General features: G+C 61.5%; 17 protein-coding genes and 1 riboswitch. Of the genes, 6 read left to right on the forward strand and 11 right to left on the reverse strand.

The genetic code is table 11. The annotated features are described in order from the left end of the window. Positions 1-8: 8 nt before the first annotated feature. The gene (gene cobO, locus BM300_RS05685; RefSeq protein WP_092223588.1) at positions 9-620 is read right to left on the reverse strand and encodes a cob(I)yrinic acid a,c-diamide adenosyltransferase; all 612 of its coding nucleotides are present in this window, start codon (positions 618-620) and stop codon (positions 9-11) included. Between the two features lie 80 nt (positions 621-700). Then, positions 701-911, reverse strand: a riboswitch (cobalamin riboswitch). A gap of 158 nt (positions 912-1069) precedes the next feature. Here cobO and BM300_RS05690 point away from each other — a divergent pair. Beyond that, complete coding sequence (locus BM300_RS05690; protein ID WP_092145294.1) at positions 1070-1654, forward strand: hypothetical protein; 585 nt, start codon at positions 1070-1072, stop codon at positions 1652-1654. A 178-nt stretch (positions 1655-1832) separates the two neighbouring features. Then, positions 1833-3143, forward strand: coding sequence for a PQQ-dependent sugar dehydrogenase (locus tag BM300_RS05695; RefSeq protein ID WP_063324757.1), 1311 nt, complete (start codon positions 1833-1835; stop codon positions 3141-3143). 180 nt (positions 3144-3323) lie between these two features. On the opposite strand, the gene BM300_RS05700 is transcribed toward BM300_RS05695, so the two are convergent. The 5 genes from BM300_RS05700 to BM300_RS05720 all read right to left on the reverse strand — a co-directional run bounded on the left by BM300_RS05700 (position 3324) and on the right by BM300_RS05720 (position 7901). Then, a complete protein-coding gene (locus tag BM300_RS05700) occupies positions 3324-3857 on the reverse strand; it encodes a C40 family peptidase (protein WP_092145292.1) in 534 nt (177 codons plus the stop codon). Positions 3858-4021: 164 nt separating this feature from the next. Next, a complete protein-coding gene (locus BM300_RS05705) occupies positions 4022-4648 on the reverse strand; it encodes a C40 family peptidase (RefSeq protein ID WP_003204649.1) in 627 nt (208 codons plus the stop codon). A gap of 214 nt (positions 4649-4862) precedes the next feature. Beyond that, the gene (gene hda / locus BM300_RS05710) at positions 4863-5567 is read right to left on the reverse strand and encodes a DnaA regulatory inactivator Hda (RefSeq protein WP_003178999.1); all 705 of its coding nucleotides are present in this window, start codon (positions 5565-5567) and stop codon (positions 4863-4865) included. A 169-nt stretch (positions 5568-5736) separates the two neighbouring features. Beyond that, positions 5737-6810, reverse strand: coding sequence for an AI-2E family transporter (locus BM300_RS05715; RefSeq protein WP_092345564.1), 1074 nt, complete (start codon positions 6808-6810; stop codon positions 5737-5739). 32 nt (positions 6811-6842) lie between these two features. Continuing rightward, positions 6843-7901 carry a DUF2066 domain-containing protein gene (locus BM300_RS05720; RefSeq protein WP_092462290.1) on the reverse strand — a complete coding sequence of 353 codons (1059 nt, stop codon included), beginning with the start codon at positions 7899-7901 and terminating at the stop codon, positions 6843-6845. Between the two features lie 364 nt (positions 7902-8265). Between BM300_RS05720 and purM the strand changes: the two genes are divergently transcribed. From purM to BM300_RS05740, 4 genes are all read left to right on the forward strand, one after another. Then, complete coding sequence (gene purM, locus BM300_RS05725) at positions 8266-9324, forward strand: phosphoribosylformylglycinamidine cyclo-ligase (protein ID WP_092462292.1); 1059 nt, start codon at positions 8266-8268, stop codon at positions 9322-9324. After that, the gene (purN, locus tag BM300_RS05730) at positions 9324-9974 is read left to right on the forward strand and encodes a phosphoribosylglycinamide formyltransferase (RefSeq protein ID WP_092462294.1); all 651 of its coding nucleotides are present in this window, start codon (positions 9324-9326) and stop codon (positions 9972-9974) included. The genes purM and purN overlap by 1 nt, the downstream gene beginning before the upstream one ends. A gap of 8 nt (positions 9975-9982) precedes the next feature. Next, positions 9983-10696 carry a DUF3108 domain-containing protein gene (locus tag BM300_RS05735; protein WP_063324753.1) on the forward strand — a complete coding sequence of 238 codons (714 nt, stop codon included), beginning with the start codon at positions 9983-9985 and terminating at the stop codon, positions 10694-10696. Positions 10697-10972: 276 nt separating this feature from the next. Continuing rightward, positions 10973-11167: a hypothetical protein gene (locus BM300_RS05740; protein WP_092145286.1), complete on the forward strand. Its 195-nt coding sequence runs from the start codon at positions 10973-10975 to the stop codon at positions 11165-11167. A 130-nt stretch (positions 11168-11297) separates the two neighbouring features. Here the strand turns inward: BM300_RS05740 and BM300_RS05745 are convergent, their stop codons facing one another. From BM300_RS05745 to cysM, 5 genes are all read right to left on the reverse strand, one after another. Further along, the gene (locus tag BM300_RS05745; RefSeq protein ID WP_053124301.1) at positions 11298-11837 is read right to left on the reverse strand and encodes a DUF2058 domain-containing protein; all 540 of its coding nucleotides are present in this window, start codon (positions 11835-11837) and stop codon (positions 11298-11300) included. 26 nt (positions 11838-11863) lie between these two features. Continuing rightward, positions 11864-12697 carry a nucleoside triphosphate pyrophosphohydrolase gene (gene mazG, locus BM300_RS05750; protein WP_092462296.1) on the reverse strand — a complete coding sequence of 278 codons (834 nt, stop codon included), beginning with the start codon at positions 12695-12697 and terminating at the stop codon, positions 11864-11866. Positions 12698-12810: 113 nt separating this feature from the next. Then, positions 12811-15057 carry a GTP diphosphokinase gene (gene relA, locus BM300_RS05755; RefSeq protein ID WP_003204671.1) on the reverse strand — a complete coding sequence of 749 codons (2247 nt, stop codon included), beginning with the start codon at positions 15055-15057 and terminating at the stop codon, positions 12811-12813. A 100-nt stretch (positions 15058-15157) separates the two neighbouring features. Then, positions 15158-16528: a 23S rRNA (uracil(1939)-C(5))-methyltransferase RlmD gene (gene rlmD, locus BM300_RS05760; protein WP_092462298.1), complete on the reverse strand. Its 1371-nt coding sequence runs from the start codon at positions 16526-16528 to the stop codon at positions 15158-15160. Beyond that, positions 16528-17430, reverse strand: coding sequence for a cysteine synthase CysM (cysM, locus tag BM300_RS05765; RefSeq protein ID WP_063324750.1), 903 nt, complete (start codon positions 17428-17430; stop codon positions 16528-16530). The genes rlmD and cysM overlap by 1 nt, the downstream gene beginning before the upstream one ends. Positions 17431-17669 lie beyond the last annotated feature (239 nt).

Below are 17669 nucleotides of genomic sequence, written 5' to 3' on the forward strand. Positions count from 1 at the left end.
CGTGTCACTCACAGCTCGACGCCTTTCTGCGCCTTGATGCCGGCCTGGAACGCGTGCTTGACCATGCCCATCTCGGTGACGGTGTCGGCCAGTTCGATCATTTCCGGCTTGGCGCCACGACCGGTCACCACCACGTGTTGCATTGGCGGGCGGGCCTGGAGATCGCTGAGGACCTGATCGAGGTCGAGGTAACCGTGCTTGAGGGCGATATTGAGTTCATCGAGCACCACCAGGCCAACGGAAGGATCGTCGAGCAACTGGCGCGATACCGCCCAGGCCGCTTCGGCGGCGGCGATGTCGCGCTGGCGGTCCTGGGTTTCCCAGGTGAAGCCTTCGCCCATGACATGAAAACGCACCTGCTCCGGGAAGCGGCGGAAAAACAGTTCTTCGCCCGTGCTGTTGCGCCCCTTGATGAACTGCACCACACCACACTGCATGCCGTGGCCCATGGCCCGGGCGAGCATGCCGAACGCCGAACTGCTCTTGCCCTTGCCGTTGCCGGTCAGCACCAGCAGCAGGCCACACTCGTTCGGCGAGTTGGCGATGCGCTCGTCGATCACGGCTTTCTTGCGCAGCATGCGCGCCAGGTGGCGTTCGTCGCGATCCGGGGTGTCGGTCATGGGGGAGCTCTCCGTTGGGCTTGGATAACGGCGGGCGGGCACAAAAAAAGACGGCAACAAGCCTGGCATCGCCCACCGTGATGCCGTTGGATGAATCAGGCCGGTCTCCGGGCTCATGAGCGGCGTGATGCCGGGCTGCGCGCCTTCCCATGTCCATGGACACAGTGGCCTGTAGGCAACCTTGACTCATTTACCGTTGCGGGGGCAGCGCCGGGTTCGTGTGCACTCACCGGCTTCCCTGTTTCACTCTGTCGGCCACGGCCACAGAGCACCTGAAACAAGCGGCGAAGGTTAGAGGGTTGGGGGTGGAGCGTCAATTAAAGCCGCCACGGGTCCAGCGCTGTTTATTGGCCGGGATCAATGGAATGACGTCAATCTTGTGTCACGCTGAGGGAAGTGATATCAAAGCGGCATCACGACCCGATATCACAAGAACAAGAGGGCAATGTATGCAAGGCATGATCATCAGCAATCCAAAACTGGAATTCCTGCGTCCGGTGCTGGAACGTTGGTTTGACTGTATCGACCGCTACAACGCCGTGCGCGGCGATAACGACACGCCTTACTGGTTCGATGAACGGGCCAACCTGGGCCTGCTGTCGGCCGCGGCCTGGATGGCCGAGATGGTCACGCTGCAGGATGCCCCGACCCGCAAACAGAATGAAGAAGGCGAACGCAATGTCAGCGCCGATCTGTTTATCGCCAGTACCGAGGAGCGCACCTTCATCCAGGCCACCCAACGCTGGCCCAAGGTCAGCAACCTGAACCTGACCCAGCCGCTGCAGGAAGCCGCCAGCGATGCCAAGCGCATCAGCTATGCCAGCGACCTGAAGCTGGGTTGCCTGTTCGTCTCGCCGCAAAAAGCCCAGCAGAGCGCCACGCCCGAAGAACTGCAGGACATGATCGACGACCTGCAAAAGGAAAACACCTGCGCCGTGGCCTGGTATTTCCCTTACGCCTACCGCAAGTTGCGCAATGAAGCCGGCTTCTATCACCCCGGCATCGCCGTGCTGTTCAAACAGGCCCACGGCTGACTCATTCAAGAACTGTGGGAGCTTGCTCGCGATAGCGGTACGCCTGGCAACATCTATCTTGACTGTCACGCCGTCATCGCGAGCAAGCTCGCTCCCACAGGGTTTCGCGTGCAGTTTGAACCATCCGTGCGTCTACGCTTCTCTATGAATAACTCCATGCATTCATAGGGAAGCCAGCATGCTCAAGCCACCCCATCTCCTGATCGTCGCCCTTGCCGCCGGGCTTGTCGCTTGTGGCGAGTCGTCCACCCTGCAAGTGTCCGACGGCACCGGTCCCGCGCCGAAGCTGCCTGAACCGAACAAGACCCTGGTGCCTACCGTCAACATCGCCGAAGCCGTCGGCTGGGCCAGCGGCGCCAAACCCACCCCGGCCCCAGGCCTGCAAGTGGTCGCCTTCGCCGAAGGGCTGGACCATCCGCGCTGGCTCTATGTGTTGCCCAATGGCGATGTGCTGGTGGCCGAAACCAACGCCCCACCCAAACCGGACGATTCCAAGGGCATCCGCGGCTGGGTGATGAAAAAGGTCATGGGCCGCGCCGGTGCCGGCGTGCCCAGCCCCAATCGCATCACGCTGCTGCGCGACGCCAATCATGACGGCGTCGCCGAAACCCGCACGGTGTTCCTGGAAAATCTCAACTCGCCGTTCGGCATGACCCTGGTGGGCAATGACCTGTACGTGGCCGACACCGACCGGCTGATCCGCTTCCCCTATAAGGACGGTGACACGCAGATCAAGGCGCAACCGACCAAGGTCGTCGATTTGCCGGGCGGCACGCTCAATCATCACTGGACCAAAAACGTCATCGCCAGCCGGGACGGCAGCAAGCTGTACGTCACCACCGGTTCGAACAGCAACGTCGCGGAAAACGGCATGGAGGCCGAAGAAGGTCGCGCCGCCATCTGGGAAGTGGACCGAGCCAGCGGCAATCACCGCATATTTGCCTCGGGCCTGCGCAACCCCAACGGCCTGGCCTGGGAACCCCGCAGCGGTGCCCTGTGGACGGCCGTGAACGAGCGGGATGAAATCGGCAGCGACCTGGTGCCGGACTACATCACTTCGGTCAAGGACGGCGCGTTCTATGGCTGGCCCTACAGCTACTATGGGCAGCACGTCGATGTGCGGGTCGAACCGCAGAATCCGGCCCTGGTGGCCAAGGCCATCGCCCCGGATTACGCCGTCGGCCCTCACACCGCATCGCTAGGCCTGACCTTCGCCGAAGGCAGCCGCTTGCCTGCACCCTTCACCGAAGGGGCGTTCATCGGGCAGCACGGGTCCTGGAACCGTAAGCCCCACAGTGGTTATAAAGTGATTTTTGTACCGTTCACTGGCGGCAAGCCCGTGGGACAACCCGTGGATGTGCTCACCGGTTTCCTGAACGCCGACGAAAAAGCCCAGGGCCGGCCGGTGGGCGTGGTGATCGATCAACAGGGTGGGTTGCTGGTGGCTGATGATGTGGGGAACAAGGTTTGGCGGGTGTCGGGTAAATAACCCACCACCCAAGACTTGTGAAAGAACCCTGTTTGGTCCGAGGACATGGTGAACACCCGTGGCGAGGGAGCTTGCTCCCGCTGGGCTGAAGCAGCCCCTGCTTCTGGCGGTTGCTGCGCAACCGAGCGGGAGCAAGCTCCCTCGCCACAAAAGCTTTCTAGCACTGCAAACGTTGAAGGGTCAGGGATTGCGCGCCAAATGCTCCGGCTGCAGCACCCGCTTGGCGCCCAGGTAAGCCTTCTGCCAATAGGCCTTGGACAAGCTGTCGAGCTTGACCGTGCCACCGGTGGCCGGTGCATGGACGAAACGGCCCTCCCCCACATAGATCCCGGCATGGCTGACCTGGGAGCCGCCGTTGGTGGCGAAGAAAATCAAATCACCTGTCTGCAACGCCTCCTTGCCCACATCCGGGGCGCGCATGCCGATCATTTCCCGCGTGGAACGTGGCAGGGAAATACCCGCCGCATCGCGGTAGACGTAACCAATCAAGCCGCTGCAATCGAAACCCGAATCCGGCGTATTACCGCCCCAGCGATACGGCGTCCCCACCAAACCCAATGCCCGGAACAGCACATCTTCGGCGGCAGGGGAAAAGGTTTGTGAGGGGGCAAAGACCACCGGAGCCCGCACGGGAGCTGGCGGTGGAGTGCGGCTGGCGCAGGCGCTGAGCAGCGCGGCGAGGAACATGAGAGCGAGGCGGGCCGACGTCGACATATGCAGAACAATCCTGATCTGGATGCGGCTTTTCTGCCGTGGGCATGAAAACAAATCCGCCTGCGGAGTACGCAGGCGGATTGCCATCAAACAATGATCAGGATTCTAGCGGCTATACGACAAACTTCAAGTAAGACTTTAAGTTTGCCTTACAAACTGTGTGCTTACTTGCGGGCAGTGACCACAGTCGGCGCCATGGCGAGGGCGCGCTTGGCTTCGATGAAGGTCTTGCTCCAGTAGCTGTCGCCCAGGCTGTCGATCCGCACGCCACCGCTGCGGCGGCTGCTGGAATGGATGAACTGGTTGTCGCCCAGGTAGATACCGGCATGGCTGACGCGACCGCGACGACCGTTGGTGCTGAAGAACAGCAGGTCACCGGGCTCCAGTTGGTTGCGAGCCACCAGTGGGGCGTTCACGTTGATCATTTCGCGGGTGGAGCGCGGCAGGTTCATGCCGGCCTCTTCGCGGAACAGATAACCGATGAAACCGCTGCAATCGAAGCCAGCTTCAGAGGTGCCGCCAAAACGGTAGCGGGTACCGATCAACGACATCCCGCGTTCCAGGATGCTGTCAGCCAATACTGGAAGCTGGTAAGGCTTGCTGCCGGCGAAGGCTGCGAGCTCTTTGTCGGAGGCCATTTCTTCCTGGAACGCAACGGAGGAAGACTGGGCGGTAACAGAGTTCTTGACCTGTGGTTGTTGCTCTTGCTGGGACACTGGGGAGTGGGCAGCGCAACCAAACAACAGGGTAACGAGTGCGAGAGGCACGAGGGGTGCGAAGCGATTTAGCATGGGCACGACCGTGGCTGAAGTAGTAAAGATGGCGAGACTATGCCTTCTATCAACCTCATTTGCAAATTCAATCGATGCAAATGTGACTTCTTGATTTCTCGTTTACATCTAAGCGCTTAAGCCCGACCTGAGCGGGTTACAGCCCTACAGCCCAGTAAAACCGCGGGCTTCACCGGGTCCAGAAGAGGCTTTAAGCCATCATCGGGCGACAGCTTTACCAGCCCAAAGTTTCTTTCAAAAAAGGAATGGTCAGCTTGCGCTGGGCCTGAAGGGAGGCCTGGTCGAGGCGTTCGAGCAGTTCGAACAACGCGCTCATGCTGCGGGTGCCACGGGTGAGGATGAAATGCCCGACTTCGTCGGTCAGGTGCAGGCCACGCCGGGACGCGCGCAGCTGCAAGGCACGAAGTTTGTCTTCGTCGGAAAGCGGACGCATCTGGAAAATCAGCGCAAGGGTGAGACGGGACTTGAGGTCCGCCAGCTTCACCGGCAGCTCCCGTGGCGATGTCGACGCGGCGATCAGCAAGCGCCGACCGCTGTCGCGCAACCGATTGAACAGATGAAACAGCGCCTCCTCCCAATCAGCCTTGCCGGCCACGGCCTGGAGATCGTCCAGGCAGACCAGTTCGTACTGCTCAAGGTTGTCGAGGATCTCAACACCGCGGTCAAGCAATTCGGCCAACGGCAGGTACACCGCAGGTTCGCCCAATTGTTCGAACCGCAGGCACGCGGCCTGCAACAGATGCGTGCGCCCTACCCCGTCCTTGCCCCACAGGTAGATCAGGCTTTCGGTCCAGCCGGCGTCGGCTTCGCAAAGCCGCTCGACATAGCCGAGTGCAGCGGCATTGGCGCCTGGGTAGTAATTGATAAAGGTGGCGTCATCACGCAGACGCACACCTAGGGGCAGCTGAATCGGTTTCATGCTGACTGAACAGTTCCAAAGGAACCGTTAGTGGCCTCTGTGTAAAGTTCGCAAAGTTTATACCCGTGACACGGACCGCACAATGCGCCGGACCACGAGCAAAATCAAAGGTTTGCAGCGGCAAGAGGACAGAGCGTCGGTTTCCCTGACGCTCCGCCAACGATTTGCCCTACAGGTCGGGGTCTTCAGCGCCGCTATAAATGTCCGAATCCTTGTACAAATCATGCATATGGCGCACCAGCACCATGATCACCGCCGCCACCGGCAGCGCCAACAGAATCCCGGTGAAGCCGAACAACTCTCCCCCAGCCAGGATCGCGAAGATCACCGCTACCGGATGCAGGCCAATACGATCGCCCACCAGCAGCGGCGTCAGCACCATGCCCTCCAGCGCCTGACCGACCATGAACACCGCGACGATGCCCAGCATCGGGTACAGGTCGCCGCCGAACTGGAACAGTCCGGCGATCAATGCCGCGCCAATACCAATCACAAACCCCATGTACGGCACGATGGCGGCCAGGCCGGCGATGAGGCCGATCAACAGGCCCAGCTCCAGTCCTACTAGCATCAGCCCTGCGGCATAGATGAAACCCAGCGCCACCATCACCAGCAGTTGCCCGCGCACGAACGCCCCCAGCACTTCGTGGCATTCGAAGGTCAAGGTCATGATGCGTTCTTCACGGTGACGCGGCAGCAGGCTACGAATCTTCGCCATCATCAGATCCCAATCCCGCAGCAGATAGAAGGCCACCACCGGAATCAGCACCAGGTTCGCCAGCCAGCCGATCAACGCCAAGCCCGAGGCCGTGGCCTGGCTCAACACCACGCCAACGATGTCGGTGGTCTGGCCCATGTGCTCGCTGATAGCCGCCTTGACCTTGTCGAACTTCCAGAAACCGTCCGCCAGCCCCAGCTTCGATTGCACCCACGGCACCGCGCTGTGCTGCAACCAATCGAGCATCTGCGGCGCCAATTCGTACAGGCGCAACAGTTGCTTGGCGAGCATCGGTATCAGCACCAGCAACAGGGCGCTCACAATCAGTGTGAACAGCGCAAATACCGCCACCACGCCCCATGTGCGCGACAGGCCGAGTTTTTCCAGGCGATCCACCACCGGATCGAACAGATAGGCCAACAGCAGCGCGACCAGGAACGGTGTGAGGATCGGATGCAGCAAATAGATAAGGGCGAACAGCAGGGCAACCCCACCCAACCAGAACCAACGCCGCGTATCGCCCATGAACCACTCCTAGCTATATAAAGAAAGAAAACCTACCAGCGGAACCGCAGATTGGCTGCCGGCGCCGGCACAGGTGGTGCAACCGGGGCCGAGCCATCGGCGGCGGGAGGCGCCACTGGCACTGGCGCGACGGCCTCGCCGGGCGGAACTTCCTGAAGTTTCGCCAGGGCCAGTTGCGCCTTCAACTGCTCGGCGCTGCCGTTGACTCGATAGACGATCCGATCACCCTCGACCTGCTGCAACTGCCCACCAAATGGTTCGAGCAAACGCCCAAGCGCCGCATACCGCTCAAGGTTCATGCCCTGCACCTCCAGCAACTGTTCAGTCGCCACGCCCGGCTTGGCGACGAAGCGCGGCGCCAGGCGCTGGTTCACCGCCAACATCACCGCGTCAGCCAATGCGGCCGGATCGGCGCCCTGGGCCGTACCCTGCTCACGCTGATCGCCCAGCCACAGGCGCCAGGCCCCATTCCACTGCCCGCCCTCCTCCTTGGCGTGGACCGCCAGCAAGGCGTCTGTCGCGTAGCGCTCCGAGGCATCGCGCAAAGGCGCCGGATCGCTGCCTTCCAGGTTTGGTGCGGTGGCAACGATCTGCTCGCTCAAGTCCGCCAGCGGCAGGTGCAACGCCAGCCCCCGATGCTGGGCGGCACGCCGCAATGGCGTGGCGCTGGCCTGGCCATCGCCCACCAGGCTGGAGCCCTCGGCTGAGTCGTTCAGCCACCAACCCAGGATCGATGGCCGGTTCGCACTCCACAGTGACAAGCCTGCCGAGCGCAACGCCCGGTCGGTACTCGCCGGGTCGAAGTCCACCTTGAGGCTTTCCGGCGGGCCGGCGTCGTAGCCATATTGAAGAATGATCTGTTGCGGGTCCTTGCGGATCGCCGCCAGACCAGGATTCTGGGCAGCCTTGGCGTCGCCGGTCAGGCGCAGCACCAACGTGTCCAGCGCACGCAGAGTCGCCTGGTTACGCTCTTCCGGGGTCTGGCTGCTGACCGGCTCGAGCACTTGATACAGGCCATTGACGGTTTCGGCATGGCTCGCCAGGCTGATCAGCGCCAGGCAGCCCATAGACAAGAATTTGAACAAACGCATGGAAGATTCCCGGACATAACGGCTGGAACAGGCCGTGTGAAGAAGATTGAGCATGGCTGTGACCACAACACCCGGCAAAACATTCACACGCCCGATGGAAGTTTCGCATGGTCATCACCATAGCCGGTTACCGCTACACCTTATACAGACGCGCTACGCAGTACCAATATAAGAAATATCGGTTTTTTTCCGTGGATATGTCCCTGCCCGTCGGCGCGAGGATGGCCGCTGCCCCTCAAGCCTGATAAAATCGCGCGCCTTCGCAGACCGGCAATGGCTGGGCTCCCGGAATAATTCGTACAACGGTTATTCAATGGCCCCGGCGTCGGTCGTTACCCAGAAATCCCCCCTAAAGGCCTGGATCATGAGCAAGCAACCCTCCCTGAGCTACAAGGACGCCGGTGTAGACATCGACGCCGGTGAAGCATTGGTCGAACGCATCAAGAGCGTCGCCAAGCGCACTGCGCGTCCGGAAGTCATGGGCGGCCTGGGCGGTTTCGGCGCCCTCTGCGAGATCCCGGCCGGCTATAAGCAACCGGTCCTGGTCTCGGGCACCGACGGTGTCGGCACCAAGCTGCGCCTGGCCCTGAACCTGAACAAGCACGACAGCATCGGCATCGACCTGGTGGCCATGTGCGTGAACGACCTGGTGGTCTGCGGCGCCGAGCCGCTGTTCTTCCTCGACTACTACGCCACCGGCAAACTGAACGTCGATACCGCCGCTCAGGTGGTGACCGGCATCGGTGCCGGCTGTGAACTGTCCGGCTGCTCCCTGGTCGGTGGCGAAACCGCTGAAATGCCTGGCATGTACGAGGGCGAAGACTACGACCTGGCCGGCTTCTGCGTCGGCGTGGTAGAGAAAGCCGAGATCATCGACGGCTCGAAAGTCGCCGCTGGCGATGCCCTGCTCGCCCTGCCGTCCTCCGGCCCGCACTCCAACGGCTACTCGCTGATCCGCAAGATCATCGAAGTCTCGGGTGCCGACATCGAAAACACCCAGCTCGCCGGCAAGCCACTGGCCGACCTGCTGATGGCCCCGACCCGCATCTACGTCAAGCCGCTGCTCAAGCTGATCAAGGACACCGGCGCCGTCAAGGCCATGGCCCACATCACCGGTGGTGGCCTGCTGGACAACATCCCGCGCGTGCTGCCAAAAGGCGCCCAGGCCGTGGTCGACGTGGCGAGCTGGACCCGCCCGGCGGTGTTCGACTGGCTGCAAGAGAAAGGCAATGTCGATGAAACCGAAATGCACCGCGTGCTGAACTGCGGCGTGGGCATGGTCATCTGCGTGGCCCAGGAGCACGTCGAGACAGCCCTGAACGTATTGCGTGAAGCTGGCGAGCAGCCTTGGGTCATCGGCCAGATCGCTACCGCGGCCGAAGGCGCTGCACAGGTCGAGCTGAAAAACCTTAAGGCGCATTGATGTCCGCAACCTGTGACGTGGTGGTGCTGCTGTCCGGCACCGGCAGTAATTTGCAGGCCCTGATCGACAGCACCCGGACCGGCGACAGCCCGGTCCGTATCCGCGCGGTAATCTCCAACCGCGCCGATGCCTATGGCCTGCAACGCGCCAAGGACGCGGGGATCGACACCCGCGTCCTGGATCACAAGGCGTTCGAGGGCCGCGAAGCCTTCGACGCCGCGTTGATCGAACAGATCGACACCTTCAATCCGCAACTGGTGGTCCTCGCTGGCTTCATGCGCATCCTCAGCGCCGGTTTCGTGCGTCACTACCAGGGCCGCCTGTTCAATATCCATCCTTCGCTGCTACCCAAATACAAAGGGTTACACACTCATCAGCGGGCGCTGGAGGCCGGAGACACGGAGCATGGCTGCTCGGTGCACTTTGTCACCGAGGAACTCGATGGCGGACCACTGGTCGTACAGGCAGTAATACCGGTAGAGTTGCACGACACGCCGCACAGCCTGGCGCAACGGGTTCACGCCCGCGAGCACCAGATCTACCCGATGGCCGTGCGTTGGTTTGCCGAAGGAAGGCTGACCCTCGACGATCGCGGAGCCTCACTGGACGGCCAGTTGCTCGCCGCCAGCGGCCATTTGATTCGATACTAGGAGATTTTATGCGTCGCGCCCTGCTCTTCGCTTGCGCTCTGCTTGCCCTGCCCCTGGCACAGGCTGCGGAACTACAACCGTTCTCCGCCAGCTATACCGCCGACTGGAAACAATTGCCCATGAGCGGCACCGCCGAGCGCAGCCTGACCAAGGAAGCCAACGGCACCTGGAAGCTGAGCTTCAAGGCTTCGATGATGATCGCCAGCCTGACCGAAGAAAGCACCCTGACCCTGGACAAGGACACGCTGCTGCCACAGTCCTACCACTTCGAACGCGGTGGCCTGGGCAAAGCCAAGAAGGCCGACCTGGACTTCGATTGGAACACCAAGATGGTCACCGGCACCGATCGCGGCGACGCGGTCAAGCTGCCGCTCAACCGTGGCATGGTCGATAAATCCACCTATCAACTGGCCCTGCAGCACGACGTGGCGGCCGGCAAGAAAAGCATGAGCTATCAGGTCGTCGATGATGGCGAGATCGATACTTATGACTTCCGCGTGCTGGGCTCGGAAAAAGTCGACACCAAGGCCGGCCAGATCGACGCGATCAAGGTCGAGCGCGTGCGCGACCCGACACAAAGCAAGCGCATCACCGTGCTCTGGTTCGCCAAGGACTGGGACTACCTGCTGGTGCGCCTGCAACAGGTCGAGACCGACGGCAAGGAGTACAACATCATGCTCCTGGACGGCACGGTCAACGGCAAGGCTGTGAAAGGCAGCTGATCGACGCAAACACCAGGAAGCCCCGCCATGCGGGGCTTTTTATTGCTTGGATTTCAAGCTCCCACAGGATTTGTATTCATGGAGGATTGCGACATGAAATCTTCTTCATGAAAAACACCTGCGACCGAATGCCGCGCACCACCTGGCCTGCAGGATTATTGCGCTTTCCATGAAAACTTCTTAACGAACCGGGGCATTTACTTAGCACGCTATCCAAATCTATAACCAAGTCCTGCACACGCCTTGCTGCAGATAACAGAGATTGGAGCTTGCAAGATGACTGTGAAAGTAACTGAACGCGATGACGCCCATATGTCCCACGAAGGCATTGCCGCCGGTATCCGGATCTGGGATGTGCATCAACAGGATTTGCTGGTGGGGATGTTCCACTCGGAGACGGATGCCCATAGCTACAAGGCTGAGCTGGAGCGCGAGGAACGGCTGCGCTCGCGAGAAATGACGGAATCCTGAACGACACGGGGACCCTGTGGCGAGGGAGCTTGCTCCCGCTGGGCTGCATAGCAGCCCTTTCTTGTGAGCGCTTCGCACTCAAGCGGGAGCAAGCTCCCTCGCCACGGGTCGTTTTTTCAGGTTGCCGGCGTTACCACATCAAATCATCCGGAATCTGATACGCCGCGTACGGATCATCGGCATCCACTTCTTCGGTCTGGGTGTTGAGCTGGACGATGCGCTTGGGATCGCGTTCCTGGATCTTCAGGGCCGCCTCGCGCGGGATCACTTCGTAACCGCCGGCATGGTGGACGATCGCCAACGAGCCGCTGCTCAGCTTGTTGCGCATCAGGGTGTTGACCGAGATGCGCTTGACCTTCTTGTCGTCGACGAAGTTGTAGTAATCCTCGGTGGTCAGCTTCGGCAGGCGCGAGACTTCGATCAATTGCTTGATCTGCGCGGCCCGGGCCTTCTGCTCGACCTTTTCCTGCTGCTGCCGGTTGAGTTCCTGGTCGCGCTTGACCTTCTCGGCCATGGCCTCTTGGGCCGCACGCTGCTGGGAGTCATCCAGTTCGATCTGGCCTTTGTGGGCCAGACGCTGCTGCTTCTGTTTCTCTTTGCCGACCTGCTTGGCCTGCTTTTGGTTGACCAGCCCTGCTTTGAGCAACTGGTCGCGAAGGGAAAGGCTCATGGTGCTTACTCACTTAGGCAACGGCCTCAGCCACAGCTGGGCAAATTCTTTTCCTGACGTTTGGCTTCGCCCCACAAGGCGTCCAACTCTTCGAGGGTGCAATCTTCCATGGGACGGTGGGTGTCGCGCAATGCCTGTTCGATAAATCGGAACCGTCGTTCGAACTTCCCGTTGGCGCCACGCAGGGCGGTTTCCGGGTCGACCTTCAGGTGGCGAGCCAGGTTCACCACGCTGAACAGCAGGTCGCCGATCTCGTCACTGATGGCAACCGGATCATTGTCGGCCATGGCTTCGAGGACTTCGTCCAATTCCTCCCGGACCTTGTCGAGCACCGGCAACGGGCCCGGCCAGTCGAAACCGACCTGCGCTGCGCGCTTTTGCAACTTCGCCGAACGGGACAACGCTGGCAAGGCCGTTGGCACATCGTCGAGCAACGACAACTGCTCGGGCGCGGCGGCTTTCTCGGCCCGCTCCTCTGCCTTGATCTCTTCCCAGCGCTGCTTGACCTGCTCTTCACTCAGGCGCGGGATGTCCACTGGCGCGTAAAGGTCCCCGGTAGGAAACACATGGGGATGGCGGCGGATCAGCTTGCGGGTGATGCTGTCGACCACCCCGGCGAATTCGAAACGGTTTTCTTCCCGGGCCAGTTGGCTGTAATACACCACTTGGAACAACAAGTCGCCCAACTCGCCCTGCAAATGATCGAAGTCGCCGCGCTCGATGGCATCGGCCACTTCGTAGGCTTCTTCAAGCGTATGAGGAACGATGGTCGCGTAGGTTTGCTGGATGTCCCACGGGCAGCCGTACTGCGGGTCCCGCAGGCGATTCATCAGGTGGAGCAGGTCTTCGAGGCTATACATCAATCCATCTCATCACAAAATAACCCTGTGGGAGCGGGCTTGCTCGCGATGGCGGCCGGTCAGTGATGGGCCGCTATCGCGAGCAAGCTCGCTCCCACATGTTTGGACTGCGCTTAACCTGGCGTCCGGTTACGCCGGGTCTCGATGATGTTCGGCAACTGGGAAATCCGCCCCAGCAACCGCCCCAGCGCATCCAGCCCCGGGATCTCGATGGTCAGCGACATCAACGCGGTGTTGTCTTCCTTGTTCGAACGGGTGTTGACCGCCAGCACGTTGATCCGCTCGTTCAGCAACACCTGGGACACGTCACGCAGCAGGCCGGAGCGGTCGTAGGCACGGATGACGATGTCCACCGGGTAGGTGAGCACCGGTACCGGGCCCCAACTGACCTGGATGATCCGCTCCGGCTCGCGACCGGCCAGTTGCAGCACCGAGGCACAGTCCTGGCGGTGAATGCTCACGCCACGGCCCTGGGTGATGTAGCCGACGATCGCATCCCCCGGCAACGGCTGGCAGCAGCCGGCCATCTGGGTCATCAGGTTGCCCACGCCCTGGATCTGGATATCGCCACGCTTGCCCGGTTTGTAGCCGGTAGCCTTGCGCGGGATCAGCTCCAGTTGCTCGTTGCCCCGCTCCGGCTCCACCAGTTGCTGGGCCAGGTTGACCAACTGCGCCAGGCGCAGATCGCCGGCACCGAGGGCGGCGAACATGTCTTCGGCGGTTTTCATGTTGGCTTTTTCGGCCAGCTTGTCGAAATCCACCTGCGGCAGGCCCAGGCGACCGAGTTCGCGCTCGAGCAGGGTCTTGCCAGCGGCGACGTTCTGGTCGCGAGCCTGCAACTTGAACCAGTGGACGATTTTCGCCCGGGCCCGCGAGGTGGTGATGTAGCCCAGGTTCGGGTTCAGCCAGTCGCGGCTCGGCGTACCGTGCTTGCTGGTGATGATCTCGACCTGTTCACCGGTCTGCAGGCTGTAGTTGAGCGGTACGATCCGCCCGTTGATCTTGGCGCCACGGCAGTTGTGGCCGATCTCGGTGTGGACCCGGTAGGCGAAGTCCAGCGGCGTCGCGCCCTTGGGCAGGTCGATGGCATGGCCGTCGGGGGTGAAGATATAGACCCGGTCCGGCTCGATATCGACCCGCAGCTGTTCGGCCAGGCCGCCGATGTCACCCAGTTCCTCGTGCCACTCCAGCACCTGACGCAGCCAGGAGATCTTCTCTTCGTAGTGATTGGAGCCGGACTTGACGTCGGTGCCCTTGTATTTCCAGTGGGCGCAGACGCCCAGCTCAGCCTCCTCGTGCATCGCATGGGTGCGAATCTGCACTTCCAGTACCTTGCCCTCGGGGCCGATCACTGCAGTGTGCAGCGAGCGATAACCGTTTTCCTTGGGGTTGGCGATGTAGTCGTCGAACTCCTTCGGAATGTGCCGCCACAAGGTATGGACGATCCCCAGCGCGGTGTAGCAGTCGCGCATTTCCGGGACCAGGACGCGAACGGCGCGAACGTCGTAGATCTGGCTGAATTCCAGGCCCTTGCGCTGCATTTTTCGCCAGATCGAGTAGATGTGCTTGGCCCGGCCACTGATGTCGGCTACCACGCCGGTGGCCTGCAACTCTTCGCGCAACTGGGTCATCACATCGGTGATGAAACGCTCGCGATCCAGGCGCCGCTCATGCAACAGCTTGGCGATCTGTTTGTATTGATCCGGCTCCAGGTAGCGGAAGGACAGGTCCTCCAGCTCCCACTTGATGTGACCGATGCCGAGACGGTGGGCCAGGGGGGCATAGATGTCGAACACCTCCCGGGCGACGCGATTGCGTTTTTCGTCATCGGCAGACTTCACGGCGCGGATGGCGCAGGTACGTTCGGCCAGCTTGATCAGCGCGACGCGCACGTCGTCAACCATCGCCACCAGCATCTTGCGCAGGTTTTCCACCTGGCCCTGGGTGCCCAGCACCATGGACTGGCGCGGGCTGAGGCTGGCGCTGATGGCGGCCATGCGCAGCACGCCATCGATCAGCTTGGCGACCACCGTGCCGAAGCGCTGGCTGACCACCGGTAGCTGGATCTGGCCTTCGCGCACGCCGCGGTACAACACCGCCGCCACCAGGGAGTCCTGGTCGAGCTTGAGGTCAGCAAGAATTTCGGCGATCTCCAGGCCCGTCTGGAAACTCGAGGTGCCTTCGGACCACAGGTTCTTCGCTGCGTTATGTTGCTGCTCCGCCTCACGAGCGAACTCGCAGGCGGCCTTCAAGGCTTCGCGATCCAGAGCCATGTCGACGCTGACCGCATGATCGAGCCAAGCCTCGAGATTGATACTGCCGTCGGTGTTGATCGGCTGGTGTGCTCTCACCTGTACCATCTTTACTTACCTTCCCTACGACGCAGATTCAATGCGTCAACTTCGCTGACCTTCATGCCCGTGTTTACGCCCAGGGCTGTGGCGAGTTGGCACGAACGGGTCAGTCGGACAAGCCATCCTGGCTCGCTTCAAATAACGCCATGGCCTCGACATGCGCCGTTTGAGGAAACATATCGAGAATCCCGGCACGTTTTAACCGGTAGCCCTGCTTGATCAGTTCGACCGTATCCCGGGCCAAAGTTGCCGGGTTGCACGATACATAGACCAACCGTTTGGCACCCAGGGACGACAGTTTGCGCACCACCTCGAAAGCACCGTCACGGGGTGGGTCCAAGAGTACCGCAGAAAAGCCTTCGCCGATCCATTGGGCATCAGCCAGAGGCTGGGATAAATCGGCCTGAAAAAAGGCCGTGTTATTCAAATTGTTACTGACGGCATTGGCCGCCGCACGATCCACCATGGTCTGCACGCCTTCGACAGCCACCACCTGGCGCACGCTTTTGGCCAGCGGCAAGGCAAAGTTGCCCAGGCCGCAGAACAGATCCAGCACCCGTTCCTCGGCTCGCGGTGCCAGCCATTGCAGGGCCTGGGCGATCATCGCCTCGTTGACCCCGGCGTTCACCTGGATGAAATCCCCCGGTCGGTAAGCCAGCTCAAGGTCCCAGGCATCCAGGCGAAACCCGAGAGCTTGCCCGGGCTCGACCGGTTGCGGCTCACCTTCACCGTGCAGCCACAACTGGGCTTCATGGAACGCGCAGAAGTCCTTGAGGATCGTCAGGTCGGCCTCCGACAGCGGCGCCATGTGGCGCAGCAATACCGCGAGGCACGAACCGGCGAACAATTCCACATGCCCCAACGCCTGGGGTTTGCTCAAGCGACGCAGCATCTCCGGCAGGCGGCTCATGATCGGCTGCAAGGGCTGTACCAGCACCGGGCAATCACCGATGGCGACGATGTCCTGGCTGCCGACGGCGCGGAAACCGACTTCGAGTTTTTTCGCCTTCTGGTCCCAACGCACCGCCACGCGGGCGCGACGCCGGTAACCGAATTCCGGCCCGCTCAAGGGCGCGGCCCATTCCTCTGGCACCACCCCGGCCACCCGCGACAACTGCTCGGCGAGCATGCGCTGTTTCAGGGCGAGTTGTTCGTCATGGGGCAAATGTTGGACGCTGCAACCGCCGCAGCGACCAGCATGGACGCACGGCGCCGCACGTCGCAGTTCACTGGGCAGGAACACGCGCTCGGTACGGGCCTCGACCACTTTGCCATGGGCACCGAGCACCCGCGCCTCGACTTCTTCGCCGGCCAGGGCGCCTATGACAAACCAGGTGCGCCCTTCAATAAAGGCGATGCCCCGACCGTCGTTGGCCAGGCGCTCGATGGTCAGGCGCTGCTTCTTGCCGGTGGGCACTTGCGGGGCCCGGCTTCCGCCGCTGGGCTGGAAGCGCAGGCCTCTCTCTTGCTTGGCCATCAGTTGGGCGCGTCGAAAATGCCGGTCGACAGGTAACGGTCGCCACGGTCGCAGATGATCGCGACGATCACCGCATTTTCAACTTCCTTGGACAGGCGCAGCATCCCCGCCACGGCACCGCCCGAAGACACGCCGCAGAAGATGCCCTCCTCGCGCGCCAGGCGACGGGTGGTGTCCTCGGCTTCGCTCTGGGCCATGTCGATGATGCGATCAACGCGGTCGGCCTGGTAGATCTTCGGCAGATATTCCTCGGGCCAGCGACGAATGCCGGGAATAGCCGAGCCCTCCATCGGTTGCAGGCCAATGATCTGCACGTTCGGGTTCTGTTCTTTCAGATAGCGCGAGGTGCCCATGATGGTGCCGGTGGTGCCCATCGAGCTGACGAAATGGGTGATGGTGCCGTCGGTCTGGCGCCAGATCTCAGGGCCGGTGGAGGTGTAGTGGGCCTCTGGATTGTCGCCGTTGGCGAACTGGTCCAGCACTTTGCCACGCCCCTCGGCCTGCATGCGCTCGGCCAGGTCCCGGGCGCCTTCCATGCCCTGCTCCTGAGTCACCAGGATCAACTCGGCACCGTAGGCTGTCATCGCTGCCTTGCGCTCGGCGCTGGAATTGTCGGGCATGATCAGGATCATCTTGTAGCCCTTGATCGCCGCCGCCATCGCCAGGGCAATACCGGTGTTGCCGGAAGTCGCCTCGATCAGCGTATCGCCAGGTCGGATCTGCCCGCGCAATTCGCCACGGGTGATCATCGACAGCGCCGGCCGGTCCTTGACCGAACCCGCCGGGTTATTCCCTTCGAGCTTGAGCAAAAGCGTATTAGTGGTCACGCCGGGCAAGCGTTGCAAACGGACCAGCGGAGTGTTGCCGACGCAATCGGCGATGGTTGGGTACTGCAGAGTCATGGCGTATTCGCAATCCGGACTGCGGGGGCGCCTATCATACCGGCAAACCTGGCGCGGCCATATCACGCAAAGTAAGGGGGTTATGGCTTATGGGAATAAGCGAGCCAAGATGTGACGAGTGAGCTTGCTTCCGCCTGCCGGCGTAGCGGCCTCAAGCTATTTTCTGAGTGGCAGGGGCGAGGAGGCTGCACATCGGCTGAAACTCATCGCTAACGTCGCGAACATGAACAGTGAACGAA

Origin of the sequence: Pseudomonas sp. NFACC46-3 (assembly GCF_900114515.1) — a bacterium.
Classification (GTDB): domain Bacteria; phylum Pseudomonadota; class Gammaproteobacteria; order Pseudomonadales; family Pseudomonadaceae; genus Aquipseudomonas; species Aquipseudomonas fluorescens_Q.